Source organism: Halobacillus salinus, from assembly GCF_004684905.1.
In the GTDB taxonomy this organism is placed as follows: Bacteria; Bacillota; Bacilli; order Bacillales; family Halobacillaceae; genus Halobacillus; species Halobacillus salinus.
The window spans coordinates 229,100-253,934 of sequence record NZ_SRJC01000001.1; the positions used below are offsets into that span (position 1 = coordinate 229,100).

The window sequence follows — 24,835 nt, forward strand, 5'->3', positions numbered from 1 at the left end:
AGTGACATGGCGAAAGATACAAAGACGCTCAGTGAAGCGGAACAGCTGAAAGAAGACAGTAATTATTTGCGGGGGAAACTGGTCGAGAGCTTCGAGGAACCGATTAGTGCGAGTATCCCGGAGGACCAGACGAAAATCCTGAAGTTCCACGGCAGCTACATGCAGGATGACCGCGACCTTAGGCAGGAAAGGAAGAAGCAGAAGCTCGAGCCTGCTTACCAATTCATGATCCGTGTCCGGGCACCGGGCGGCGTCGCCACACCGGAACAGTGGCTTGCGATGGATTCCCTCTCCCATCAGTACGGGAACGGCACCTTGAAATTGACGACACGTCAAACCTTCCAAATGCACGGGATTCTGAAATGGAACATGAAGAAGACGATTCAAGCGATGGATGACGTACTGATGGATTCGATTGCGGCCTGTGGTGACGTGAACCGGAATGTGATGTGTAACGCGAACCCTTACCAATCCGACGTCCATTCGGAAGTATATGAATGGTCGAAGAAGGTGAGCGAGCATCTGTTGCCGAGGACGAACGCCTACCACGAAATATGGCTCGATGGCGAGAAGGTGGCAGGGCAAGGCAAAGAGGAAGAAGTCGAGCCGATCTATGGCAAACACTATCTGCCTAGGAAGTTCAAAATCGGCATCGCGGTGCCGCCGTCAAACGATGTCGACGTGTTCTCGCAAGACATCGGCTTCATCGCTGTTCTCGAAGATGGGGAAGTCAAAGGGTTCAATGTCGCGGTAGGTGGCGGTATGGGCATGACGCACGGGGATACGAACACATACCCGCAAGTCGGCCGCATCATCGGCTATTTCCCGAAAGAAAAAATCGTCGATGTGGCGGAGAAGATTTTGACTATCCAGCGGGACTACGGAAACCGGGAGAACCGGAAGAATGCACGCTTCAAGTACACGGTCGATCGCCTGGGTGTAGAAGCCGTCACGAAAGAGCTGAACGAACGTCTTGGCTGGGATCTAGAGGAAGCGCGCTCGTATCACTTCGACCATAACGGCGACCGCTACGGCTGGGTGAAAGGGAAGGACAAATGGCACCTGACTCTGTTCATCCAGAACGGCCGGATCAAGGATACGGAGGACTATCCGTTGATGACGGGTCTTCGAGAAATTGCGAAGGTGCACAACGGAGACTTCCGAATGACGCCGAACCAGAACGTCATCGTCTCGAATGTGGCGGAAGAGGACAAAGCGGAGATCGAGTCGCTTGTCGAACAGTACGGTCTGACCGACGGAAAGTACAACTCCGGTCTGAGGCAGAATTCGATCGCCTGCGTCGCGTTCCCGACTTGCGGACTCGCCATGGCGGAATCGGAACGCTACTTGCCATCCTTGATCGATAAGGTCGAAGAGATCCTCGACGAAGCGGGACTGCGGGATGAAGAGATTGTCATCCGCATGTCCGGCTGCCCGAACGGTTGCTCCAGGGCGCCGCTCAGTGAAATCGGGTTCATCGGCAAAGGGCCAGGCAAGTACAACATGTACCTCGGTGGCGGATTCACAGGAAACAGGTTGAACAAACTGTACCGTGAGAATGTAGGCGAAGAGGAAATCTTGGCTGAACTGAAACCGATGCTGTTCCGTTATGCGAAGGAGCGGGAAGAGAATGAACATTTCGGTGATTTCGTAATCCGGGACGGCGTGATCGACGCGGTCACGTCTGGACTGGACTTTCATAGCTAAGACATACAGCGGCACCACGTGATGTGGTGCCGCTTCTTTTTCACGAATAATTATAAGGGGAATCTTCTTATCGACTTTTTGAATAAAGAGAAATAACCATCCAGAACTACCAGACCAGCAGCATATGTGATGAAGGTAAAAGGGATATTCCATCCCGGCCCGTACGCTACCTTATCGAAAAAAAGAGCTATCATTTCGGCTCCGTTCAATAGGAGAATGAATAAAAGATACACACTCCATCGTTTCCATTTCCGGAAGTGGATCAAGTAAGTGAAAATCACAGCCGAAGCCGGATTGAAACCGAAATCGATATTGATGGAGTTGAAGATCAATAAATCTGTCTGTGGATCGAGCGTCCACCATCCGAGCGCCATACCGATTTGATTGCAGGTGACCGATATCAGGGAGATCAACGGAGCAACGGTCAAAAATAAAACCGGAGCGCGACGACACAATATAATAGCAATCGACCAAGGAATGATGAAGCCAACAATAAAATTGAAAAGAATGATACACACCCCCGTTTTCCTCTTGTTAGTATGTGCAGGATGTGTGATTTTCTTCGGAACTTTTTCAGAGGGGCAGTAACAAGAAAAAGGCACCACACGGATCCTTCGATTCCGAGTGGTGCCTTTTCATTATCTTCTCCTCTTCGATAATACGACAATCCAGGCGGTCATCGCTCCTAGAAAAGGAACCAAGATCGCAATCAGTACATTATTGTCCACCGTCCACCACTCCCTTTCATGAAAGGTATGTATAGAAGAAGTGTACCATTAATTGTGTGACTTTTCTGAAAAAAATGCTAACTACTCGATTGGGCTAGGCATTTATCTTAAATATTGTACAAAATGTAATATATAATTGACATTTTGTAAGGAGAGGAATAGTATAGATGTAAGAGGAGGAGAGGAATATTTTTGAAAAACAAAAAGATGAAGATTGCCCGTGTAGAAGCAGATGTTTCTCAGGAAAAACTGGCGGATCTCGTTGGTGTCACCAGGCAGACTATCAACTTGATCGAAGCCGGCAACTATAACCCGACCCTCAAGTTGTGTACGGCCATATGCAAAGCGTTGAATAAAACATTGGATGACTTATTCTGGGAGGAATGATCAATGAGTGCTGAAAAAGTAGTGAAGGAAACGAAATGGACCATTGGTTTATCGTTAGTTGTCAGCTTGGCCCTTCTTGTCACGTGGTTTGTTATGGAAACGATGGGGGTTGCCTTTACGGAGAACAAAGCCTTCTTAGCTCTATCCCTCATTCCTCTCAGCGCAGCACTTGCATCCTTTGTTAAACTTACGAAAATACAAAAGAATCCGAAGCGGATGCTATCCGAGACGGACGAGAGACTGGTAGCCGAGAAGAATGAAGCCGATGCGAAAACGTTGAAAGCCCTCCAAGGCATTCTGTTCTTATCCTATTTAGGCTATACGTTCATCATCCCGGAGGATGCTTTCAAAGCATTTGGATGGTGGATCATATTGAGTGCCTTTCTATTCTCATTGCTCGCTCCGCCCTTACTCCGTAGAATTTTGAAGGAAGCATGAATCAGGATATAAAGAAGGGAAGCCCATGGAAAATGGGCTTCCCTTTGTTTTTTAACTACCTGTTTCTTCTGCGGTTTCAAATATTCGGCGCAGCTCAATCTGACCTTCACCATGACCTTGCGGGTCGGGCATCCGCATCGCCCATTCGACTGCTTCTTCCCTCGACTTCACATCGATCAGAATGAATCCCGCGATCACGTTTTCTGTATCGTGGAACGGACCATCCGTAACTACCGGTCTGCCTCCAGGTTCGGGGTAAGAAATGCGTACCCCGTTGGAGCTAGGGTGCAGCCCTTTCGCCATAACCCGCACTCCTGCTTCCACTAACTCCTCGTTATACTTCTTCATCGCTTCCATGAGCTCTGTGCTCGGCAGGTTCCCTAGTTCAGAATTCGCCGAGGCTTTGACAATCACCATAAACAACATACATGACTTCCTCCCTAGCAGTGTTATTTTCAGAATCTATCCATGGTTATATTCGCTTCAGTGAAGGACACTCCTTCTTCGATTCCTATTTATCATGTCCGGTACGTTAAGAGTTTCGGATGTGTGGACTGTCAACGCAAGTTCCCATCTGTTACCATATGAATCAGCTTGCTATTTGTAGGAGGTTTACCATGGAAAAAAGCATGCCGATAAAATTTCGGTAATCAGTTGCAGCCTGCTGGTGATTGCACCTGCCATCACGCTGCTTCCAAACGAACCCCCGCCAAATATCACAGTGGGTCAGTACATAATGGCTGGTGGCGGAGCGCTTGGATTGGTCGCAATGGCGATTTCGAAAGCATGGGAGAAGAAACGCAATGAGTCGGAGGGATGCTTAACATGGATGTTAAGGAAGAAAGGAGGTATATGATTGTTTGCTGTAGGAGATTTATTGTTTCAAATTGTGTTGTTCCTGATTATTCTATCCGTATTTTATCTCGTGTTCCGTTTACTGCTCAATATGCAGAAATCTAGGGATTCAAAGGAATTGAATGAGAAGCTGGACAGGATTATCGAGCTGCTAGAAAAACAAGACAAACATAGGTGAGGCATTTTTTCACATACACACTTTTTTATCAGAAGAAGGGGATAAGATGGACGATACATTACTTTTGCTGCTGATGTTACTGATTGTTGGAGGTGTGATCGGTTTTGTCATCACGGGTCCGGTCGGGTTATTGCTCGGGCTGATTATGGGGTTGTTGATTGTGAATACCATCCAATTGCAGAAGTTGATAAAAATGAAACAAGGGAAGGAGTCATAGCTTTATTGGCTATATTGAACTTTAATGTTGATAGCAAAAATGGGTTCCGAGAGTGGGACCCATTTTTGAGTTGTTTAGCGTTAGCTTTCTGTCACATTACGCTACTTTTCTCTAACCAGAATGATATAAATGCTAATGAAGAGTATCGCTACACAAATCGTCAGGTTGTGAGCTATTCCAATGGCATGATTCCAGCTATTGGTACCATTTCTCAACAATTGAAGAAAGAAACCAGGAATCAACAGTAGTAATATGTATTTGTTCCGTTTAGCTAGGTAACCAGTAGCACCGCCAATGGTTCCGCCTAAAGAGGAAATGCCGTACCAAATAATTGCGTTGTTAGGGAATCCACCAAACATAAAGTAAAACGTTATAGCAGCCACAGCGAATATACCTCCAAATAGGATGGATTCCTTTAAGTTTGCTGCATGAATCAAACCTGGAACCATTGATAGAATGAACCAAAAAGCAAGCGAATTAATGGTAACAGCAAGGTAGACATATACAGAATAGAAGAACGGGATGTCAGCACCGACATATGGCAAGTCATCTGATCCGACAGAAAAGCCAGCCATGATCATAGCTGCAAGTAGAGTATATAGAATGAAACCTCTGGACTTTTTATTCACAAGAAAACCTCCTCCCCTTTAATAACTAAGACGCAGTTAGATTTGGAAAAGTTTCTTGATTTTTATAAATCCGTTCTGCTGATGAAAAGGTAGCAATCCACTTGATTTGAAAGAGTTGTCGGTTGTGAATACCATAAAATTACACAAGCTGATAAAAATGAAACAAGGGAAGGAGTCATAGTTCTATGACTCTTTTTTACATTCAGAGCGATGAGCCTCCCATCAAACTTGTCCGCTAAGACTCACGTCTCCTACATCATGTTTTCTTCTCTGCCTCAATCCTTCATCAATCAAGAAAAATAATACAGCTATGACTAGCGAATGCAAAGTGAAAAACCAAAGGACGAAGAAGGGTAGCAAGCCGCCTATGATATGAAAGGCGAAAGAAAAAAAGAAACGGGCCGGTCCCCAGCTTTTCGTAATCAGATCCATTAATACGGAAAAGGGAACACCATATACAAAAACTCCGACAAAAACATATCCCGTTACTACAAGCAAATTATCAACGTAACTATAGTGTTCACCAAGTAATATGTCTGGCGGCGTAATCAGCGTCACGGCGACGGATGCGAACAATGCCGTAAGGAACGCAGAAAGCATTTTTCTTCTGAACAAATTCAATGTAATTCACCTACTTATAAGGAGTGTTTTAAAGTTACCTGTTACGCACAAAGAAAACCTATCATAATCTTATTCTACCAAATAATACAAATTATGAAGGGTAGAATGCATTAAAGGTTTTTAGAATCGGTTATGAAATGGGAGAGATATAGACGCATTCCGGTTCGGGATGTGTCTATATTTTTATAAAGTGTTTATGGCTTATGTTGAGGCTTTTTCAGGTTGGCTATGACTCTGGATATATTTACAAAAGAGGCAATTTTGTTTATCCTAGAGGATGTGATTCAATTATTTGGTTATTTATTCCAATTAGTGATTCTTACATCACCGTCCCTGAATATTGACGAAAGCACTGGCACCCTTGGTTTCGCCGTGCCTGATCGGACAAGTCTATCCGGCGAGCCCGCTGCATACACTAGGGGTTAGTGCTTGCAATTCTTTATTCGAGGACTATAATGCTGTAAGAGGAGCGGGGAATTTGAAGTTTGAGCGACCGATTATTCGGTTATAACTGTATCTGTTGTCCAAAAAGCTACTAAACTAACATTGTAACAAACTGTTAACAATTTGGAATGGTTATGTAGTTTACTTTTTGTTAATTCCCTGTTAAATTATATAATTATTTACCTATCATTTCGATACATCAGGAGGTTAATCATGTTTAACCAAGAACGAAATCTATTGAACAAGGGCTGGTTTTTCTTTGCAATCGCTGCTCTCTTTCTTTGGGCCAAATCGTATTTCGCCCTTCAGACTGCCTTTACTTTAGATATTGAAAATGGGGTCCAGCAATTCATCCTGATCATTACGCCGATCAGTTCATTACTGTTCTTCTTAGGACTGTCCCTGTTCTTCAAACCGAAAAGACGTAACAAAGCATTCATGACTATTTATTTCTTATTATCTTTCGCGCTATATGCGAACGTTGTGTATTACCGATTCTTCAATGACTTCATTACATTACCTGTCTTGATGCAATATAAGAACTTCGGAGATCTCGGTGGCAGTGCCAAAGCGCTTACTCACCCGATGGATGTCCTTTACTGGATCGATATCGTTGTATTGATCACATGGCTGGTCGTTAAGAAAACGAAGCCGACTCTTGAATTCCGTAAGCGTACGGTTGCGATGATTTTCGCAGCTTCATTAGGGTTCGGAGCCGTCAACTTGAGCCTTGCGGAAATGGAACGTCCACAGCTGCTAGTCCGCACATTCGACCGTGCGAAGCTTGTGAAGCTGCTAGGAATCTATAACTATCATATCTATGATACGGTCATGACGGCCAAAACATCGTCCCACCGTGTAATGGCGGACAGTGACGAGTTGAGTGAGGTGCTGAACTACGTAAACTCCCAGCAAGGAAAAATGGGAGCACACGGAGAGTACTTCGGTAAGGCGAAAGGGAAGAACGTCGTACTCGTTTCGCTTGAGTCGACTCAGAACTTCGTCATCGACCGCAAACTGCATGGTCAGGAAGTAACGCCATTCTTGAACGATCTGAAAGAAGACAGTTTCTACTTCAACAATTTCTATCACAACACAGGACAAGGGAAGACGTCCGACTCTGAGTTCATCATTGATAATTCGATGTACGGGCTGCCGCGTGGAGCTGTCTTCACGACGAATGCCAACAACGAGTTCAACGCGACGCCTGAGATCCTGAAAGGGGAAGGGTACACACCAGTCAGCTTGCACGGGAACCACGCAAGTTTCTGGAACCGTGATGTGATGTATCAAAGCCTTGGTTACGATCACTACTTCTCGAAGCAGGAGTATGATGTGACCGAAGAGAACTCCGTCAACTACGGGCTGAAGGACATTCCGTTCTTCGAGCAGTCCATGCCGATGATCAAGGGATTGGACAAGCCGTATTATGCGAAGTTCCTGACTATGACGAACCACTACCCATATATTACGAACAATGAAAATATGGAAATGATTGAACCCGCTGAGACGGGAGATGGATCTGTTGACCGCTACTTCCAAACGGTTCGTTATGAAGATGAATCCATCAAGAAGTTCTTCCAGATGATGAAGGAACAAGGCGAGTATGAAGATACCATCTTCGTCCTTTACGGAGACCACTACGGTATTTCAGAAAACCACAACCGCGCAATGAGCGAGATTCTTGATAAAGAGATCCGCCCGTTCGAACACGTACAGTTGCAGAAAGTACCATTGATCGTCCACATTCCAGGAATGGAAGGCAAGAAGATGGATACAGTCGGAGGACAGATCGACTTGAAACCGACAATCCTTCACCTGCTTGGAATCGAAGAGCAGAATGACGTTCAATTCGGTACCGACTTATTCAAAGAGGATCGCGAAGACTTCACCATCCTGCGTGACGGTAGTGTCGTAACTGATGAGTATGTATATGCTGCAGAGGGTGAACACTGCTATGACAAAGCGACTGGGGAAGAAATCGATTCGAAGGCATGTACTCCGCTGAAAGAGAAAGCAGAGACGGAACTCGGTTATTCCGATAAAGTCGTTTACGGCGACTTGCTGAGATTCATGGATAGTGAACAACAAGAAAACAAAGAATAACGGATAGATAGCCCACTCACTCTTTCGTGAGTGGGTTTTTTTGTACCATCCATTACAATTTATTTTCCAATTTTTGAAACGGATAGCAGGGCCACCTCGTACTTGTAGGTAGAGAAAATTTACGGAGGGGTTCTAATGATTAAGAAGATACTATTCAGTGCACTTATACTCTTGTTGGTTGTCGGCTGCTCATCGAACCAGTCGTCAGGGGATGATGCAGCAGCGGAAAGCACGCCGAAAGAGGGTGTGACGACGGTGCTTGAGCAGATGCTTACAGGTCCTGACGAAGAATTGATGGAATTGTACGATGGAAATGACGTTCAAGCGACCACCGATTACTACGAGGAACAATTCGGTCCTTACTTCACACCTGAGTATATGGAGAAGATGCTCAATACCAACATGCTCAATGTTTTCCACTATGAAGCGTATCGGAATAAGGAGACCATGGATGGTGTCGAGTTGAGTGTGGAAGGAAGCGACGACGCGGAAAACGCCTATGATTTTAAAGCGAAAGTCGATGTAAGTACAGGGGAAACAGCGGACGTAAGCGGGAGGGTGAATACGGATGAAAATGGCAACATCACCCGCATCCATTTTATTAAAATCGATCCACTGATGAACGCTTTCGATACGGCTGTGAAGACGGATAATGGGTTGTTCGAATACGACCATTCCAAGCTGGAAACGCGGGCGAGCGATGAAGCCTATCAGCCAAAGTATCCGACGGTCATGCCTTTCGAAGTGGATGGTGTCTCTATTGATGCTGGAGAGACGGGACAGGAAGGTGCTCTGTTAACGTTCATGATTCATGGAGAAGAGAGTCAATCGATGGAACTCACGACTGTTAAAGATGGGGATTCCCCTATGGATTTGGGAGATGCAGTAGAGGTTTCGATTGGGGATCAGACAGCGCGTTACGATGGAGTTGAAGGCGGTGTTCACCGATTGGTCTGGACGGACGGTTCGATCACGTACAGCTTGAAAGGAAAATTAGATGGTCTGACGAAAGAGAAAATGATTACCATTGCAGAGTCTTTTGAATAATGAGAGAAGCGTCTGTCCCAATTGGGATAGACGCTTTTTTATTCATTAGCTACCATAATCAGGGTGTTAATGTTAGAATTTTATGAGTATTAATGAAATAAAATCTGTTTCAATCTTATCCCCCAGGATTGATTGTCCATAGTAAAGGAGCATACACATAATGATTCGTCCGATTTAAACCTGCCATATAAAGCAAACAAAAGATTCATCGTTTGATTGCGAAATATGGGGGATAAGAAATGAAATTCAATAGAAACTACGTTTATTTGCTATCGGGGCAGTCGCTTGCCAATATCGGCGATGTCCTGTACATCGTGAGTATCATCAGTGCCATCTTTGTTACGACGGGCTCTGCGACCGCTGCTTCGTTCGTGCCGTTCACGATTACTTCATCGATGTTTTTGTCCAGCATCCTGACGCCGCTGTTGATCGGGAAGGTCAACTTGAAATGGCTGCTCGCAGGATCGCAAATGGCGAAGACTTGTTTGATGGTGTTCTTGGCTTTTCTGGTAGCGGAAGTATCCGAGTCGAATTATATGCTGCTGTTTCTTGTCATAGCGGCAATCGCCTTACTGGACGGATGCGCGAATCCGATCAGGCAAACGCTGATTCCGCACTACGTGGAATCGGAGCAATTGGTCCGGGCGAACGGGTTTGCCGAAACGGTGACCCAGACGATTCAGACAGTCATGTGGTTCGTAGGCAGTCTGCTGCTGACCATCATGGGTGCTGTGCCGTTGGTGTGGCTTGTCGTCCTGATCTTTTCCATATCGAGTATTCTTCTTTGCTTCTTAGAGCCAGTCGAGAAAGGGGCGAGTGAAGATAAAGACGTACTCGGTCAGGTGCAGGATGGGTGGTGGACCTTGTACCGGACACCAGTCTTGAGAAAGTTGGCGGCAGTCGAGACGCTTGAGACAATGGCTGGGACGGTGTGGATTGCGGCGATCTTATATGTGTTCGTCAGCGAAGCGTTGCATGTAGGAGAAGCATGGTGGGGCTTTTTGAACGGGTCCTTCTTTGTCGGGCTGATCATCGGCAGTGTCTTCTGCGTGAGGTACTCTTCTTTGATGGATAGAAACATGGGGACCATGATGCTCATCGGTTCTGTGGCCGGTTTTATCGTAACGGTGGCGTTCAGCTTCACCAGTCATCCATGGCTGGCACTGGCGCTTTCCCTATTGATCGGTGTTTCCGGTCAAATCAAGAACATCCCGCAGCAGACCGTCATCCAGACGAGCGTACCTAAAGAGAAGCTCTCGACCGTCTACACGTCGTTAGGTGCAATCGGCACGGGCGTGTTCGGGGTATCATCATTATTGGTAGGGGCGATGGCAGACCTGTTCGGGGTCCGTACGGTTTTTCTGTTATCAGGAATCTTGCTTGGGCTTGCTAGTATGATCCTGTACCGGAACAACGCGTTGTTTGTGAAAAATGTAGAGAGTTAATATGGCAGGCAGACGCTCTACGGAGGGCGTCTGCCTTTTTCTATAAAGTTTTTTTTAGGAAGGGAATTGCTGTCAGATAGCCTTCTATAGGATGCTTATAATATAATGGTTTCTGGACATAGTCGTAGAAGGGAAGACGTTGAAATTTATATACATATGAAACAGACACCAGGTAAATGGAGACATACTTATACGGTGACGGTGAACGAAGCGGAAACGTATTACATAAAAGCCGACCGGAGAATCGGTTTTGGGCAAAGGAAGATCGACTTGTACGATGCACACGGAGACACCGTGGCAACTATAGCAGAAACGAGTAAATCTACAGCATTCCTCGAAAAAATCCCGGTCGTCCAATGGTTCTTGAAAACAACCTATACGTGCCGGTCGCAAGGGGAAAGGATAGGAGCGATTCGGGTGAAGAACAGCCTGATCCAAGACAAGCTGAGCTTACAGTCCGATGACCATCATCTACTCGCCTACTATCATACCGGGGGTAGAAAAGAAGATAAGGTATCGGTTTTTGAATCGGATCGACAGGTAGGGATGGTCACGAAGCGTAAGAAGGTCAAATGGGGAGCGCATGAATACAGCGCGGAATTCAGGCAAGGGACAGACTGGCTGTCCGCCGTGATGGTCATGGCAATTACGGATATTGCTTGGAATAATACCGAGTTCCCTTTGAATGAAACGGTTCAAAGAAGTGGAACTGAAGCGTATTGGGGATTGGATCGCCTCTTCGGAAAGAAACCGGATTTAAGTTGGGGGTCCAGCGATTCGTCGAGTGAATGTTAAGGAACATAAGAATAGGAGATGACAGATTGCAAGAGACAAGAGAGAGATTTGACGCAAGTTCGAAAACGGACCGATTACAGATAAGACCATTACAAAAGTCAGACTATGAAACGTGGTTACAGGGCTTCACAAACCGCTACCCTTCTCAGTACAGGCACGATGCCGGCCAAATAGATATGAGCGAATGCACCGAAGAATGGTTCGGGGGATTGGTAGATAAGCATCAGGAGTTAGCGTCGAATGATACAGCCCACGTCTTCGGTGTCTTCCGAATCGAAGATGGAAAACATATCGGTATGGTCGACTTCTCTACATTGGCGAGAGACAATTTTCAGTGGGGACGTCTGGGTTATACCATCCATAACCAGTTTTGGAGACAGGGGTACGGGAAAGAGGCCGTGGGTGCTGCCCTTCAAATCGCCTTCACGGATCTTGGATTCCACCGGATCGAAGCCCATATCAATACCGATAATGATGCTTCGGTTCGTTTGGCGGAGAGTGTAGGTATGGAGTATGAATGTACGAGGAAAGGGTTCATTAACGAGTTTGAAGAGTGGACCGACCACCTCGTTTTCTATAAAAATGCACAATAATTAAAGGGAAGCAAAGAAAAAGCATGAGTCAGTCCTCATGCTTTTATTTTTATCCTCTTAGCTGGTTCTTGAAGAACAGTACGGTTTCTAACTCGTCTTCCCGGTCTTCGAAAAGACCCAACTGCTTAGCAACGGCAACAGCGAACTCGACGTATGCATTCCCTTCCGCGGTGATCAGGTTTTCACATACGGTTGTATCCGCCTCGCTCTTATAGTCCGGATCGAAGCAGGTCGGAAACTCGCTGATATCGATGGAAGTTGAATAGTTCCGGTCCCTTAAGACAGAACTCTTCCCCAGTAATGTAGGTGCTCCGCAAATCGGCGCAATCCATTTGCCTTCACTATCGAATGCTTGAATCAGCTTGATTAATGATTCTTCCTCCAGTAGCGGTTCGGGATCTCCACCAGGAATGACCAAGATATCGTATGTACTCGCTTCACATTCTTCAATAAGTTTGTCTACTTTCACTCTGAAGTTTCCGCTGTGAGTAACCTCTTTTTTTAATCCTGTCGTCTCTACCTCGACATCCGTTAAGTTAAAAATATACGAAAGCGGACTGATTTCCCATTCCATGTATCCATCATACAAAAAGAATAATGCCTTCATTCATCCCATCCTTTTCCGAATAGCGGTATCGTTCTTCCATTTTACACAAATTTCCTATAGAGTGGAAGAAGGGAAACACTAGATTCAAAGTTTAGGTACACAACCATTACATAATAGGAAAGAGGAGCAGTAGTGACGCTATCATTCTTTCGCAAATCGATGCTTCAATTTATCCTTACCTCGATCAGTATCGTCTTGATCGGATCGCTACCTTATTTACTTTTCAATATGAAATCGCAGTTAGACGTACTGATGATGATCGAGAGAAATGAGTTGAATAATACCCTTTTCTTACATGATACGATCGTTTTCAATATTCAAGAGTACGGAATGCATATGTGGAATACGTTGAAGCTCATGACCAGTGGAGGGGTGGTGGAGTACTATCAGAACGGGAAGTACTATTCCCTCTTTCCTGAGTTGTTCGAGCTATTCACGAAGTCGATGGTCTATCTGGTTCTAGGGCTCGTGATAGGTCTCGTAGTGGCAGTGGTGTCGACGATTGTCATCATGTCTATATCTGGCAAAGTGCGGGCACTGCCGAAAATGATTCTATTCGTGCTGGAGTCATTGCCTGACATCTTCATCATCTTGATTGTTCAACTACTCATCATTTGGATCTACCAAAAGACTGGTCTGCTTGTCTTCAATATCACGAGCACGTTCGAAGGCGAACCTGTACTGCTTCCGGTCCTCGTGTTATCGCTTCTACCCGGGATCTATGTAACAAAGTATCTGCTGCTCGCATTCGAGTATGAAGAAGAGCAGCCTTATGTGAAGCTTGCTTTGAGTAAGGGCTTGAGCAAATGGAGGATTCTGTTCATCCATATGTTCCGGAACTCGGTTCTGACGTTATTCAATCACTTCAAGAGTATCTTCACGTTTGCTCTTGCGAATCTACTGATGTTGGAGATCATTTTCGATATAGATGGATTCATGACCTTTCTTTATAAAAACAGCGTGCTGAACCCAGAGGTTTTGACTATCAGTTTGTTTCTGGTGTTCATCCCATTTTTTATCGGTTTTACCATTTTGAAATGGGGGCTTGAAAGGAAGTTTTGGAGGGGAGAGGGGATGCTTGACTAAAACTAGCAAACTAATAGTGGTGATCGGTTCTGTTTACCTAATCGGTTTGATGGTAGCGAGTTTAGGATTCAGTCATTTCATAGAACCTGAACTTGGGAAGCCTGAAAAGTTGTTGATAGCGGATGACGGCAGTCTGATAGCGATGGCTCCGTTTCCGCCCTCTATTACCTATCCATTGGGAAGTGATATCGATGGGAACAGTTATCTGACCAAGATCATCGAAGGAGCGAAGTACACCATCGGTCTATCGGTCATTATTGCATTCGGAAGAATTCTCCTATCACTAGTCGGAGGGTATCTGCTATCCTTGCTTCCAGTTTCAGTGAAGTCGATGTTCAAAGGTCTCGCAGATGCTCTTCACTATGCGCCTATCACCGTGTTCACCTACATATTGATTACACCTGTGATCTTAACCTTCAGCTGGAGTTATGGCACTCCGACGAAAATCATTTATCCCTGTCTCGTGCTGATTGCTGTGAGTGTCCCGGTGTTGTCCCTTTATGTACAAGAAGAGATCGATCTCGCTTCTGACAATGAATTCATTGATAGCGCCAGAACAATGGGAGCGGGCAGGTCCCATATTTTCAAAAAGCATATCGTTCCATTTCTCACCCCTAAGATGGTCGTCACGTTCGTTCAGCAAATAGGGCAGACGCTGATCGTCTTTGCGCATCTCGGTCTCTTGAACATCTTCATCGGGGGTTCGGAGACGAGGGCGATGGATATCAATATCAAGACGGGGGAGGAAATCACAAGGACATTCTCCATGTCCAACGAATGGGCGGGAATGATCAGCGAAAACTTTCAGTATATACGTTCTTTTCCGTGGATGGTCCTTGCTCCAGTTACGGCATTCGCTTTGACGATCTTGGCGATCAACTTCATTGTGTACGGACTCGAAGCGAAGAGGAGACCGAAGTTTGCCAAAGTACCGAAGAAGAGTCAAGAGCCTGCCGTTGTAACGCTGGATAAAGAGAAGTTCCGTATGGTCAAATGACAGTAGCGCCCGCTTACTGTTTGGGTCTGGTGAAATAGGTATATAAACGAACGATTCCTATGGTCACCAGGACGCCAATGGCCACACCGAAAAAGGTTGATTTAAAGGTCTGACTGAGGGAATGCATACTACTGACCATGGCAGAACCTAAGACGCAAAACAATACCACTGATAATACGAATCTGTTTTCCATTGGTACGAATCCTCCATATAAAAAAGTTTACTCTGATAATACGTTGGTTTCATCGTATCATAGCCTTTCCGGTAAAAGGAGGGAATCATTATGTATTTAGCGATAACGGTCATAGCCCTTGTCTTATTGATCCTTCTCGTCGTCTTGAATCGTAAGCAGTTATTTGGAGATGAAAAGAATGCAAAGCTTCTCATTGTGATATTCGTGTTTCTGCCATTGGTGGTAATCGCAATAGTGGTAGCGGCTCTTGGCAATTAATAGAGTGATGGAGGAGGATGCTGGTGTCCAAACAAAGCAAACGTTGGGTATTCCTCGAAGTTGTGGTGTATGTGCTTCTTGCTTTGCTAGGTGTGATCTTGCTGAGGTAAGAGCATAAAAAAATCCTGGAGAGCCCTCCAGGATTAAATGTATTGCATATAATAAGCCAACGTGATAAACTCATATCACGCCTGTGTGATTTCAAAAATAGAATAGATGTCACCATCTTGCACTAATAATATACCACGTAGCATCTTATTTGTCAAATGATATCAATGATTCTAAGATGAGAGACTTTGATTTCACACTCACAAGCGCGATTTTAGTATCTTAAAGGAGTGGTCGATCTGGACGAACAGATTCGGAATGAGCAGCAGTATTTGGACAAGGTTATGGAGACGATCAAAAAGCAGATCCATGATGTTGAAGCAGATTCGGCCAAGCGTAAAGATGAAGTGATTCACATCCGTAAGCACTTCTGGGATGACCTGAAAGTGAACATGGATACCTTCGATGATTACTTGGAGACGATCATCGGGATGAGGCAGCAGGCACAGGACCTGTCCGTCATCGAAAGTACACACAAACACGCCTATGACAGGCTTGAAAGACTGAAACGTATAGAGAAATCCCCATACTTCGGGCGTATCGACTTCCGCGAAGAAGGGACAGACGATGCAGAACGGGTTCATATCGGAGTGGCGACGGTTACAGATGAAACGAATGAGAACATCCTCATCTACGACTGGAGGGCACCGATCTCGAGTGTCTACTATGATTATCCCCCTGGTCCGGCAACATACACGACTCCAGTTGGAACCATTGAAGGGGAGTTGGAGAAGAAGTGGCAGTACACGATCCGGAACGGTGTCATCGAGTCGATGTTCGATACGAGTTTGACGATCGGAGATGAGATCCTCCAGGAAGTATTGGGGCAAGGTACCAATAAGCATATGCAAAGTATCGTCGCGACCATCCAGCGCGATCAGAACTATATCATAAGGAACGTCCACGGCAAGTTGTTGGTCGTGCAAGGAGCTGCCGGTAGCGGCAAGACATCGGCTGCCTTGCAACGGATCGCCTATTTCCTTTATAAATATCGGGACACGTTGAAAGCGGACCAGATCATTTTATTCTCCCCGAACAACATGTTCAGCAACTACGTATCCCACGTGTTGCCGGAGCTCGGGGAAGAGAACATGCAGCAGGAGACCTTCCAGGATTATTTAGACTACCGCTTGAGGGATTCCTTCCAGGTAGAGGATCCATATGATCAGCTGGAATACTTGCTGGAAGCGGAAAGAGACCAGGAGTATGCAACTCGGAAAGCGAGCATCCGGTTCAAAGCTTCTTCCAGCTTTTTCGATGGAATCAGAAGGTACCGGGAGACGTTGGAGTCATCCGGCATGCTGTTCAGAGGAATCAAGTTCCGCGGTAAGACGATCGTATCTGCCAAGGAAATCACTGAGCAATTTTACAGTGAGGACACCTCCCTGCGCTTCCTTAACCGGATCGACAAGCTGAAAGAGTGGTTATTAAAGAAAATCGATCAAGTGGAGAAGGCGGAACGGGAGAAGCGGTGGGTGCAGGATGAGATCCAGCTTCTCAGTAAGGACGAACTGCAGAAGGTCTTCAACAAACTGGAAGAAGATTCGTTCCAGTATTACGATAAGGAAAACCAAATGCTCGCCCGCTTCGTCGTGCGACGGAGAATGAAGTCTTTACGGAAGAAGGTAGAGGACCTCGCGTTCATACATGTGAAGAAACTGTATAAGCAGCTGTTCGATTCTTCGATGGACGACAAGCTATGGAGCCGTGGCGAGGTACCTGCGGAGTGGGAATCCATCCGCGTTTTGACAAGAGAGATGCTGGAGCGCGAGGAACTGTATCAAGAAGATGCGACGCCTTTCTTACTGTTGAAGGAACTGATCCAAGGGTTCCAGTCCAACTCTTCCATCAAATATGTGCTCATCGATGAGGCGCAGGATTATTCGATTTTCCAATTCGAGTTCATCAAGCGATTGTTCCCGATGGCGAGAATGACGGTGCTCGGCGACTTCAACCAAGCGATATTCGCGCACTCTGATGCGCTGACAGACTTCGATGCCCTTACCGGCTTATATGGACCGGATGAAACAGAGCTTATCCGGTTGGAGCGCAGTTATCGCTCAACGAGACAGATCATCGAGTTCACACGCGAGCTCGTTCCTGAAGGCGAGCAGATCAAAGCTTTCGAACGCGAAGGCGATCAGCCCGTGTTGGAAGTGCTCGATGATGAAGCGGAATTGCATGAGAATATCCGTGCCAAAGTGGAGGACTTTCAACGTAGCGGAGCGGAGACGGTCGCGATCATCTGTAAGTCCGCTGCCGAGAGTGCTGCTGCATACGAAGCCCTGCAAGGGAAAATCGATCTGACACTCGTCAAGAAGAATACGGAAGAGTACCAACAAGGAGTAGTGGTGATTCCAGCCTATCTCGCAAAAGGAATCGAATTCGATTCCGTTATCATCTACAACGCCTCGGCGGAAGTGTACGGTGAAGAACATTTGCGCAGATTGTTCTACACAGCGTGTACGAGAGCGATGCACCAGCTGCATCTGTACAGCGTCGGAGAACCAAGTCCGTTGTTAGGAAACGCTTTGGAAGGAAGCATGCTCATCACCCAGAATTGACACCTGGCCCGTCCAGGTGTCTCTTTTTTTCTAGGATGAAAATGGAATGAGCGAATATGAAAATGGTCATACTGATACTAGACTTAACAAAGGAGCGGATCAGATGACGTTTGCTGATTTTTTAAAGCAACTAGGCTATGAAGTTGTAGTAGGCATTACGGATGTAGGCGAAATCTATGTAATCAATGGAGAACAGATTTTCTATAGAGACCTACATAGGACGAAGTATAAAGAGTTGTTCGTACAGTACATTTCGAAAGCAGTGTAACCCCCTCGTTCATCAGGGGGTTTTTTTGTTGAAGAAAAATCAATCCGAATTTCCAATAAGTGTGTTATAATCAGGAAGTCTGAAAATTGGTTCTATTTTTCTGGACAATACTTGTTATAGGAGGCGTTCATTATGCTAAACAACCAAGGTGATTTGCTAGAACAATTCAAGGGGATTGCGCCGAAATAACAAAGTTGTTCTGCGTTTTCCCGAAATCTGAGAGGGGAAACAATCGTGATGAAAGAAAACGTGAAATTAGTAGAAGTGAATGAAGAAAACTGGTATGAATGCTGTGAGTTGGAGATCACCTCCGAACAAGCGGAGTTCATAGAATCGAACGCTGTATCGATCGCCCAATCCAAGTTCGAACCGACATTGAGACCATACGCTATTTACTGGAAAGAGAAGGTCGTCGGTTTTCTGATGTACAATGCTGTGCCGGAAGAACTGGATGGTTACTGGGTGTACCGGATAATGATCGATCAGGCTTACCAAGGTAAAGGAATCGGCAAGGCTGCTACCGAGCTAATGGTCGCCGAGATGGCAGAGCTTACGGATGTGAAGAAGATCGTCGTCGGCTATCACCCGGGAAATGAAGGCGCCCACCGTCTGTACGCCAGCTTGGGGTTCGTGGATGAAGGGGACCGGTTCGGAAGAGAAATGGCAGTTATCAAATATATCACTAAATAATTCAAGGAAAGGGCCGATTCTGGTCCTTTTTTGTCCATTCAGGGGGGGGGTACATATGGGGTTAGAAATCCGGAACGCAAGTCTGACTAATTATGAGTCACTACTGCCGCTGTTCAGGCAGGTACATGAGTTCCACGTTGAAGTAAGGCCGGACCTTTACAAAGAAAATGATACGCCGGTCGAACGGGAATTCTTCGAAAGCCAGCTTGCAGATAGAGAGCAGCATATATTTGTCGCTATTATAGAAGCGGACATAGTTGGAGTCATCGTTACGAAGGAAGAAGAAATTCCGGAGAATTCTTTTGTTAAAGCCCGTAAAGTATTATTCATCAACAGCCTTTGCGTTGCAGAAACGCACAGGAAAATGGGGATCGGAAAAGAACTGACGAAGTACGCTTTCGATATTGCGAAGGAGCTCGGAGTGGAAAGTGTCGAACTCGGTGTATCGGAAGAGAATGCGTCCGCAATCCGGTTTTATGAATTGATGGGGATGGCTACAAGAGTAGGAAGATGGAGATACGATTGGACTGAAACAGAAAAGACTTCCGGTTATACGGAAGTCTTTTCTGTTTCATGTAGGATTAGCGGATGAAGAAGGCATACACTACAATGGCAGCTACCAATAGAAGGAATAGGGCTCCAGCACTTTTCCAACCCAAACTAGTCAATATATTGTACTGCTTTTCCCTCTCCCTCGACCGTCTCTGGTTCTTCATTCTCTCTTCCGTCGATTCATAACTGTTACTCATTTTATACCTCCTTATCAATATGAAGAATTCGCTTCTTATATTCTTTTTACGATAGAAGGTTGTGTTGAGTTTCAGTAGATTCAATATTTTTCCTGATTCGCTGAAAAGATGTTCCTGTACTATGGTAGGATAAGAGCATACATATGTTTGTAATTACAGGGGTGGAAGCGTCAAAGAACAGTGAGGAGGAGTGTAATGGTCGATCAAAAAGAACTGCGGGAACATTTGTACACATTAGAAGCGACGTTACTCGAAGCAGACGTCCGTAAGTCCGCTGACCGCTTGGATGCATTACTGGCGGATGACTTCATCGAGTATTCCAGTACAGGGGGAATCTACGATAAACAAAACATCTTGAACCGTTTGCCGAGCGAGGATGACCCTGGGATCACCTTGCGTGACTTCGAGATGAAGTACTTATCAGCGACATCAGCATTGACTACGTTCAAGGTCTACATAGAAAGCAAACAGAAGCATTCCTTAAGAAGTTCTGTCTGGACGTTCCAGGAAGACAGGTGGCAGATGACCTTCCACCAAGGAACGGTTACAGAGCTAGGAGGTTGAAAGACTTGCAAAACGTATCAAGATTTAAACCTGAGTATATAACAAACGCTTTACTGGTAGTAGTATGCTCCATACTCGTTCTAACGCTGTTCGCTGGTCTTGCAACCATAAAAGAAACGATTACGTATGCATTGATTGTTGTATTACTTTCTTTCTTAACAGCAGATATGAAGAGACATGCGAAGGAGAAGCGACCTTCATCGATAAAGAACAAGTATGTTGTGTTGATGTTGCTTTTCGCCTATATAACTGTACTTTGAGTCTAGATCAAGTGTCGGAACCTTCTCGATAGAGGGTTCTTTTTTTATGAAGATTTTGTGACGCGACAGCAGATGAAAAGGGTATTTCCATTTATTGTAGAAAACGTTCGAGAGGGAGGTGGTCCTATCCTAGGAAATTCACCACAAACGAAACAATCGTATCTGTTGTTATTCGGTTTAGGTATATCTTCATTAGGAGATTTCATTTATCTCGTCGCTATCAACGTGCTCGTATTGAAACTGACGGGCTCGGCAGCCGCAGTGGCTGGATTGTGGATTATAAGTCCAATTGCTTCCGTACTGACTAAATTCTGGTCGGGAAGTATCATCGATCGCTTGAACCTACGAAAAATCATGATCGGGACGGACTTGATCCGTGCTGGTATCGTCGCGGTCATCCCGTTTTTCGATGCGATATGGCCGATTTACGTCTGTCTCTTTTTCCTATCCATGGCAAAAGCATTCTTTGAACCAGCCTCCGTCACCTACATAACGAACATCGTCCCTGAAAAAGGGCGCAAACAATTTAACTCATATAGGAGTCTGATCACATCGGGCGCCTTCCTGATCGGCCCTGCTGTTTCTGGCGCGCTGTTGCTCCTTACCACGGTGTCGATATCGATATGGATCAATGCGATATCGTTCGTCGTCTCTGCAATCATGATCTACCTGTTACCGAACATCAACGCAGATGCCGGAGACCGGTTTGACTGGAACTCATGGAAAAAGGACTGGAAAGAAGTGTTCCGGTTCAGCCAGGGGAACTTTTTTATCGTAAAAGTGTACTTCATCGCTCAATTGTTCATGATTATCGCGCTCGGGATGGACGCACAGGAAGTGGTCTTCACGCAGAAGGTGTTGAACTTGTCGGAGACACAATACGGTTTACTCATCAGTCTGACAGGCTTCGGTTCGATTATCGGAGCGTCCACGGTCTCGCTAGTCTCCGAAAAGTTGTCGATCAAAGCGTTGATGGCCAGTGGATATTTCCTTGTAGCAGTCGGCTATCTCATTTACGCTTTCTCGTTTTCTTTCTGGTCCGTAGCGGCCGGCTTCATGGTGCTTGGCTTCTTCAACTCCTTCTCCGGTACGGGGTTCATGACGTTCTATCAAAACAATGTGCCGGTCCATATAATGGGGAGAATCTCTAGTATATACGGAATCTTTCAGAGTCTGATTCAAGTGGTCTTCATTCTGTTGATAGGGTTTACGGGAGATGTCGTCCCGGTTCGCTACAGTATCATTGCGGCTTCCGTATTAATGCTTGTCCTGAGTGTTTGGCAGATCAAATTGGTCCTTATGCCGAGCAAGTCCGGATATTTTGAAGAGGAGAGGGCGCTTGAGAGCACGTCTTGAGTTTTGTACCTTCGAAATGGAGATGGTAGTACGAAGAATAAAGTAGCTTGAAAAGATTTCAATTTAGATAAGGGGCGAGTGCATGGGAAAGGTTCTTGTAATAGTAGTATTCCTGGCAATCTATGGATTCGGCTTATGGGGCAGTATCGCTGCCTTCCATTTTAAGAAAAGCTTAGGTTACCTCACCGCTTTTCTGATACCTTTTCTAATAGGATTCCTGTTTGGTTCGGTTTCTGTTTTCTACTTAATTCCTGTTCTGCTAGTAAGTTTGGGAGTCTATCATCTTGTTAAGAGACCATCTCCTGCCTAATTCACATAAAAAGAGGAACTTCCATTTTAGCGGAGGTTCCTCTTTTTTTGCTTAGATTCAGATCGATTCACAGGCGAGTCCGTCGTTGTTGCGGTCGAGGTCGTGCGGGTCCGTTTCCGGGCCGCCTTCTGATTCGAAGAAGGCTTGTGCTTGTTCATGGCTGTCAAAATCGCTGCAGTCACGGTCTGGTTCGTCAGACGGCTCTTCCGGTGAGCTGCTGGCAGCTGCTTCGCTCTCGAAACCATCTTCTGTCACGTATCCAGGAATACTCCAGATACCGATTCCCTTTTCTTCAGCCTGCGCCTCGGCTTTTTCAAATGAGTCCTGGTAGGTGTAAGGCGGGTCGTAGATATAGGCGTAGCGCGCCAGCCCTTCTTCCAACAGCATGCAGTTGAAGTTTTCCCCGTCCACCCACAAGTAGGCGAGCAAGCGGTCGTATTTGTCGCGCTTCGGCCCGTCGAACTCGAGCCGTACTTCTTTCCCCACGGTCAAGGTCTCTTTTGCAAAAGCGGAAGCTTCCGGTCCGAACGGTTGAACGGGCAGGGACGGGTGTTTCGTCTCTGGTGTATCGACGAGCAGCAGCCGGACGGATTCCTCTGTCCCTTTGTAATCGACTTTGACCGTATCTCCGTCGACGACCCCTGCGATCGTCGCTTGTTCTCCTTCTTTATCCGCCGGGGCGGAAACGGAGCATCCGGCAAGCGCGAGGACGATGGCGGCGAACATCGTGATGTATAGGTAATGGGTTATTCTTCTCATAGGTGCCTCCCTCAAAGTCTTGTCTGTTCTCTCCATCTTACTAGATTGCGAGTCTCCCTGGTAGTCGTGGGTAGGCGAACGTATGTAGGGAGCGCATATTTTTGTCCATCCTTTTTTGTATGCTTGATTTACAGACAAGGAAATACACGGAAGGAGCAGTATACGATGGACATCATAAACGAAGAGCAGTTCGATCAGTGGATAGGGTTTTCAGAAGAGGAAATCGATAGAATGCGAGCCTTATCAGAAGTGGAGGCAATTCGGGAAGTGGTATGCTCCGAAGAGAAGAGTTGGTATGACTTGCAGGATCCCGATATCATAAGACAGGCACTGAGAGAGTCGACTTGCATCGTCGACCCAGGAGTGGAGGAACAGAGAGCGGAGGTCATACGATTTCTTACCGAACACCTCTACACGGCACTCATAGAAGGCATGACAGAGGGATTACCGGAAGCTTTGGATCGTTGGCTGGAACTTTTTTATAAGGAAAAAGGGTTGGCAGCAGAAGAGCATCACAGGGCGGACTTCATGACAGAGGAAGGCGTTTTTCTTAAAGAAAAAGAGGCGCTGGAAGGATTGGAATGTGTGGCGATGGTCCCGGAAGAAGCCTACTTGCCTATCTTGACAGATGCCGCGAGGGACGGGAAGCTTACGTATTCACTCGTTTACACCTTGCTTGACCGTTATTTTTATCGTTGCATGGTCGAGACAGACGAAGGGAACAGTCTGCCTGTAGATATGGGAGCGGATTGGGATGGACATGATCCGTTCTATCGTTTTGAAAAAGCTGGTCTTGCGTTCTACCCGAATAAGTGGAATGAATGGTTCGTGGAATAGGAGCGGCACCTTATGGGGCCGCTCCATTTTCCTATCCTATTTGTGTTACAATTAGGAAATATTGTATCTTGAGTTTCGAAATATGAAATTTCGTGAGTCATCGGAAGAGGAGTTTTGCAATGGAGTTCCTGACAGAAAAGGTAATCTATATAGCTTTATTTATCTTAATCATACATACGATTGAAACGCTGGCATATGCCGTCCGCTTATCGGGAGCACGGGTCGGATTGATCGCCTCCGCCTTGTCTCTGTTCAATCTGATGGTCATCGTGTCGCGGATGGCCAATATGATGCAGCAGCCTTTCACGGGGAGTCTTGTCGATACAGCGCCTACTACAAATACTTTGGCTTTCGTGGAGAGTCAGTACAGAATCATCATCGGTGCCTCGACGATCGGGACGCTGTTAGGCATCATCTTGCTGCCTACGTTCGTCGCGTTATTCTCGAGGTCGATCGTCCATTTATCGAAACAAGGTGGATCAATCCCATCCTTATTCCGTACCCTTTTCTCGGTGGATTATATCAAACGTGGGCTGAACTTGATGCACATACCGAGTAAGAAATACTTGAAAGGTTTTACGCTCGCCCATGTCCCGAAAAGGTTGTTCGTCGTCAATATGCTGGTGACTTCCGTTTATACAATCGGCGTATTGTCCGCTCTATACGCTGCGCTGCTTGAGCCGGACCGGGCTTCGACTGCGATTATGGCTTCCGGTCTGATCAACGGAATCGCCACCATCTTGTTAGTAGTATTCGTCGATCCGAAGATCTCCGTCATGGCGGACGATGTCATTCAGAAGCGCGGGGATTATATGACACTAAGGAATGTTTCGTTGATGATGGTTTCCTCTAGATTGCTCGGGACGTTGCTCGCTCAGCTTCTGTTCATACCGGGGGCTTCCTATATCGCGTGGTTCACTCAATTTATCGTGTGAGGATGTAGAGCCACTTCCTTTGTTGGATACCTGAGGATTAATACTAAGACTGTGAAAACAGACTTTGTCGTTCCGAAGCGACAAAGTTTTTTTATTACAAAATA

Annotated in this window: 31 protein-coding genes; 24 read left to right on the forward strand and 7 right to left on the reverse strand. The window is 45.9% G+C overall.

The features are described 5' to 3' along the window. The first annotated feature begins 6 nt into the window (after nucleotides 1–6). Nucleotides 7–1,707, forward strand: coding sequence for an assimilatory sulfite reductase (NADPH) hemoprotein subunit (cysI, locus tag E4663_RS01345; RefSeq protein ID WP_135326397.1), 1,701 nt, complete (start codon nucleotides 7–9; stop codon nucleotides 1,705–1,707). A gap of 50 nt (nucleotides 1,708–1,757) precedes the next feature. Here cysI and E4663_RS01350 read toward each other — a convergent pair whose 3' ends face one another. Then, on the reverse strand, nucleotides 1,758–2,225 hold the full coding sequence (locus E4663_RS01350) for a hypothetical protein (RefSeq protein ID WP_135326398.1): 468 nt from the start codon (nucleotides 2,223–2,225) through the stop codon (nucleotides 1,758–1,760). Nucleotides 2,226–2,627: 402 nt separating this feature from the next. Here E4663_RS01350 and E4663_RS01355 point away from each other — a divergent pair, with 402 nt between their 5' ends. Next, nucleotides 2,628–2,822, forward strand: coding sequence for a helix-turn-helix transcriptional regulator (locus E4663_RS01355; protein WP_079479032.1), 195 nt, complete (start codon nucleotides 2,628–2,630; stop codon nucleotides 2,820–2,822). 3 nt (nucleotides 2,823–2,825) lie between these two features. After that, on the forward strand, nucleotides 2,826–3,260 hold the full coding sequence (locus E4663_RS01360) for a hypothetical protein (RefSeq protein WP_135326399.1): 435 nt from the start codon (nucleotides 2,826–2,828) through the stop codon (nucleotides 3,258–3,260). Nucleotides 3,261–3,311: 51 nt separating this feature from the next. Here the strand turns inward: E4663_RS01360 and E4663_RS01365 are convergent, their stop codons facing one another. After that, nucleotides 3,312–3,686 (reverse strand): YciI family protein, encoded by a 375-nt coding sequence (locus tag E4663_RS01365; protein WP_135326400.1) that lies wholly within the window; start codon nucleotides 3,684–3,686, stop codon nucleotides 3,312–3,314. A gap of 241 nt (nucleotides 3,687–3,927) precedes the next feature. Here E4663_RS01365 and E4663_RS01370 point away from each other — a divergent pair, with 241 nt between their 5' ends. Genes E4663_RS01370 through E4663_RS19655 form a run of 3 tightly spaced genes read left to right on the forward strand, consistent with a single transcriptional unit; the run spans nucleotide 3,928 to nucleotide 4,510 of the window. Continuing rightward, the gene (locus E4663_RS01370) at nucleotides 3,928–4,116 is read left to right on the forward strand and encodes a hypothetical protein (protein WP_135326401.1); all 189 of its coding nucleotides are present in this window, start codon (nucleotides 3,928–3,930) and stop codon (nucleotides 4,114–4,116) included. Further along, a complete protein-coding gene (locus E4663_RS01375) occupies nucleotides 4,117–4,293 on the forward strand; it encodes a DUF4083 family protein (RefSeq protein WP_135326402.1) in 177 nt (58 codons plus the stop codon). It begins immediately after the preceding gene. A 46-nt stretch (nucleotides 4,294–4,339) separates the two neighbouring features. Beyond that, complete coding sequence (locus tag E4663_RS19655) at nucleotides 4,340–4,510, forward strand: hypothetical protein (RefSeq protein ID WP_158290391.1); 171 nt, start codon at nucleotides 4,340–4,342, stop codon at nucleotides 4,508–4,510. 101 nt (nucleotides 4,511–4,611) lie between these two features. Here E4663_RS19655 and E4663_RS01380 read toward each other — a convergent pair whose 3' ends face one another. Beyond that, nucleotides 4,612–5,139 (reverse strand): hypothetical protein, encoded by a 528-nt coding sequence (locus tag E4663_RS01380; protein WP_135326403.1) that lies wholly within the window; start codon nucleotides 5,137–5,139, stop codon nucleotides 4,612–4,614. A 222-nt stretch (nucleotides 5,140–5,361) separates the two neighbouring features. Beyond that, nucleotides 5,362–5,760, reverse strand: coding sequence for a hypothetical protein (locus E4663_RS01385; protein ID WP_135326404.1), 399 nt, complete (start codon nucleotides 5,758–5,760; stop codon nucleotides 5,362–5,364). Nucleotides 5,761–6,417: 657 nt separating this feature from the next. Between E4663_RS01385 and E4663_RS01390 the strand changes: the two genes are divergently transcribed. The 5 genes from E4663_RS01390 (at nucleotide 6,418) to E4663_RS01410 (ending at nucleotide 12,190) form a co-directional block, all read left to right on the forward strand. Continuing rightward, nucleotides 6,418–8,310, forward strand: a complete 1,893-nt coding sequence (locus E4663_RS01390) for an LTA synthase family protein (protein WP_079479043.1) — start codon at nucleotides 6,418–6,420, stop codon at nucleotides 8,308–8,310. A gap of 135 nt (nucleotides 8,311–8,445) precedes the next feature. Next, complete coding sequence (locus E4663_RS01395) at nucleotides 8,446–9,357, forward strand: DUF4367 domain-containing protein (RefSeq protein WP_135326405.1); 912 nt, start codon at nucleotides 8,446–8,448, stop codon at nucleotides 9,355–9,357. A gap of 239 nt (nucleotides 9,358–9,596) precedes the next feature. Beyond that, a complete protein-coding gene (locus E4663_RS01400; protein ID WP_135326406.1) occupies nucleotides 9,597–10,802 on the forward strand; it encodes an MFS transporter in 1,206 nt (401 codons plus the stop codon). A 156-nt stretch (nucleotides 10,803–10,958) separates the two neighbouring features. Beyond that, nucleotides 10,959–11,597 carry an LURP-one-related family protein gene (locus E4663_RS01405; protein WP_135326407.1) on the forward strand — a complete coding sequence of 213 codons (639 nt, stop codon included), beginning with the start codon at nucleotides 10,959–10,961 and terminating at the stop codon, nucleotides 11,595–11,597. Between the two features lie 26 nt (nucleotides 11,598–11,623). Beyond that, complete coding sequence (locus tag E4663_RS01410; RefSeq protein ID WP_241657087.1) at nucleotides 11,624–12,190, forward strand: GNAT family N-acetyltransferase; 567 nt, start codon at nucleotides 11,624–11,626, stop codon at nucleotides 12,188–12,190. 49 nt (nucleotides 12,191–12,239) lie between these two features. Here E4663_RS01410 and E4663_RS01415 read toward each other — a convergent pair whose 3' ends face one another. After that, nucleotides 12,240–12,797 carry a DJ-1/PfpI family protein gene (locus tag E4663_RS01415; RefSeq protein WP_135326409.1) on the reverse strand — a complete coding sequence of 186 codons (558 nt, stop codon included), beginning with the start codon at nucleotides 12,795–12,797 and terminating at the stop codon, nucleotides 12,240–12,242. Between the two features lie 159 nt (nucleotides 12,798–12,956). Between E4663_RS01415 and E4663_RS01420 the strand changes: the two genes are divergently transcribed. From E4663_RS01420 to E4663_RS01450, 7 genes are all read left to right on the forward strand, one after another. Then, nucleotides 12,957–13,883, forward strand: coding sequence for an ABC transporter permease subunit (locus tag E4663_RS01420; protein WP_135326410.1), 927 nt, complete (start codon nucleotides 12,957–12,959; stop codon nucleotides 13,881–13,883). A 19-nt stretch (nucleotides 13,884–13,902) separates the two neighbouring features. After that, entirely contained in the window at nucleotides 13,903–14,880 is a 978-nt protein-coding gene (locus E4663_RS01425; RefSeq protein WP_135326411.1) for an ABC transporter permease subunit, read from the forward strand. 283 nt (nucleotides 14,881–15,163) lie between these two features. Beyond that, the gene (locus tag E4663_RS19660; protein WP_158290392.1) at nucleotides 15,164–15,331 is read left to right on the forward strand and encodes a hypothetical protein; all 168 of its coding nucleotides are present in this window, start codon (nucleotides 15,164–15,166) and stop codon (nucleotides 15,329–15,331) included. A 347-nt stretch (nucleotides 15,332–15,678) separates the two neighbouring features. Then, nucleotides 15,679–18,003 (forward strand): RNA polymerase recycling motor HelD, encoded by a 2,325-nt coding sequence (gene helD, locus E4663_RS01435; RefSeq protein WP_135327546.1) that lies wholly within the window; start codon nucleotides 15,679–15,681, stop codon nucleotides 18,001–18,003. Between the two features lie 46 nt (nucleotides 18,004–18,049). Beyond that, nucleotides 18,050–18,271: a hypothetical protein gene (locus E4663_RS01440; RefSeq protein ID WP_135326412.1), complete on the forward strand. Its 222-nt coding sequence runs from the start codon at nucleotides 18,050–18,052 to the stop codon at nucleotides 18,269–18,271. A 237-nt stretch (nucleotides 18,272–18,508) separates the two neighbouring features. After that, a complete protein-coding gene (locus E4663_RS01445; protein ID WP_135327547.1) occupies nucleotides 18,509–18,961 on the forward strand; it encodes a GNAT family N-acetyltransferase in 453 nt (150 codons plus the stop codon). A gap of 55 nt (nucleotides 18,962–19,016) precedes the next feature. Then, nucleotides 19,017–19,553: a GNAT family N-acetyltransferase gene (locus E4663_RS01450; RefSeq protein WP_135326413.1), complete on the forward strand. Its 537-nt coding sequence runs from the start codon at nucleotides 19,017–19,019 to the stop codon at nucleotides 19,551–19,553. On the opposite strand, the gene E4663_RS19665 is transcribed toward E4663_RS01450, so the two are convergent. Next, nucleotides 19,543–19,710 carry a hypothetical protein gene (locus tag E4663_RS19665; RefSeq protein ID WP_158290393.1) on the reverse strand — a complete coding sequence of 56 codons (168 nt, stop codon included), beginning with the start codon at nucleotides 19,708–19,710 and terminating at the stop codon, nucleotides 19,543–19,545. The two genes, E4663_RS01450 and E4663_RS19665, sit on opposite strands and share 11 nt — an antisense overlap. 195 nt (nucleotides 19,711–19,905) lie before the next feature. Here E4663_RS19665 and E4663_RS01455 point away from each other — a divergent pair, with 195 nt between their 5' ends. From E4663_RS01455 to E4663_RS01470, 4 genes are all read left to right on the forward strand, one after another. Beyond that, entirely contained in the window at nucleotides 19,906–20,274 is a 369-nt protein-coding gene (locus E4663_RS01455; protein ID WP_135326414.1) for a nuclear transport factor 2 family protein, read from the forward strand. A 5-nt stretch (nucleotides 20,275–20,279) separates the two neighbouring features. Next, complete coding sequence (locus tag E4663_RS01460) at nucleotides 20,280–20,534, forward strand: hypothetical protein (protein ID WP_079479056.1); 255 nt, start codon at nucleotides 20,280–20,282, stop codon at nucleotides 20,532–20,534. Nucleotides 20,535–20,606: 72 nt separating this feature from the next. Then, entirely contained in the window at nucleotides 20,607–21,890 is a 1,284-nt protein-coding gene (locus tag E4663_RS01465; protein ID WP_135326415.1) for an MFS transporter, read from the forward strand. 82 nt (nucleotides 21,891–21,972) lie between these two features. Then, a complete protein-coding gene (locus E4663_RS01470) occupies nucleotides 21,973–22,200 on the forward strand; it encodes a hypothetical protein (RefSeq protein ID WP_079479057.1) in 228 nt (75 codons plus the stop codon). A 57-nt stretch (nucleotides 22,201–22,257) separates the two neighbouring features. Here the strand turns inward: E4663_RS01470 and E4663_RS01475 are convergent, their stop codons facing one another. Further along, the gene (locus E4663_RS01475; protein ID WP_241657088.1) at nucleotides 22,258–22,959 is read right to left on the reverse strand and encodes a thermonuclease family protein; all 702 of its coding nucleotides are present in this window, start codon (nucleotides 22,957–22,959) and stop codon (nucleotides 22,258–22,260) included. 165 nt (nucleotides 22,960–23,124) lie between these two features. Between E4663_RS01475 and E4663_RS01480 the strand changes: the two genes are divergently transcribed. Together E4663_RS01480 and E4663_RS01485 are read left to right on the forward strand one after the other, a co-directional pair. Next, complete coding sequence (locus E4663_RS01480) at nucleotides 23,125–23,796, forward strand: hypothetical protein (protein ID WP_135326417.1); 672 nt, start codon at nucleotides 23,125–23,127, stop codon at nucleotides 23,794–23,796. Nucleotides 23,797–23,915: 119 nt separating this feature from the next. Continuing rightward, entirely contained in the window at nucleotides 23,916–24,731 is an 816-nt protein-coding gene (locus tag E4663_RS01485; RefSeq protein ID WP_079479060.1) for a lipid II flippase Amj family protein, read from the forward strand. Nucleotides 24,732–24,835: the final 104 nt, after the last annotated feature.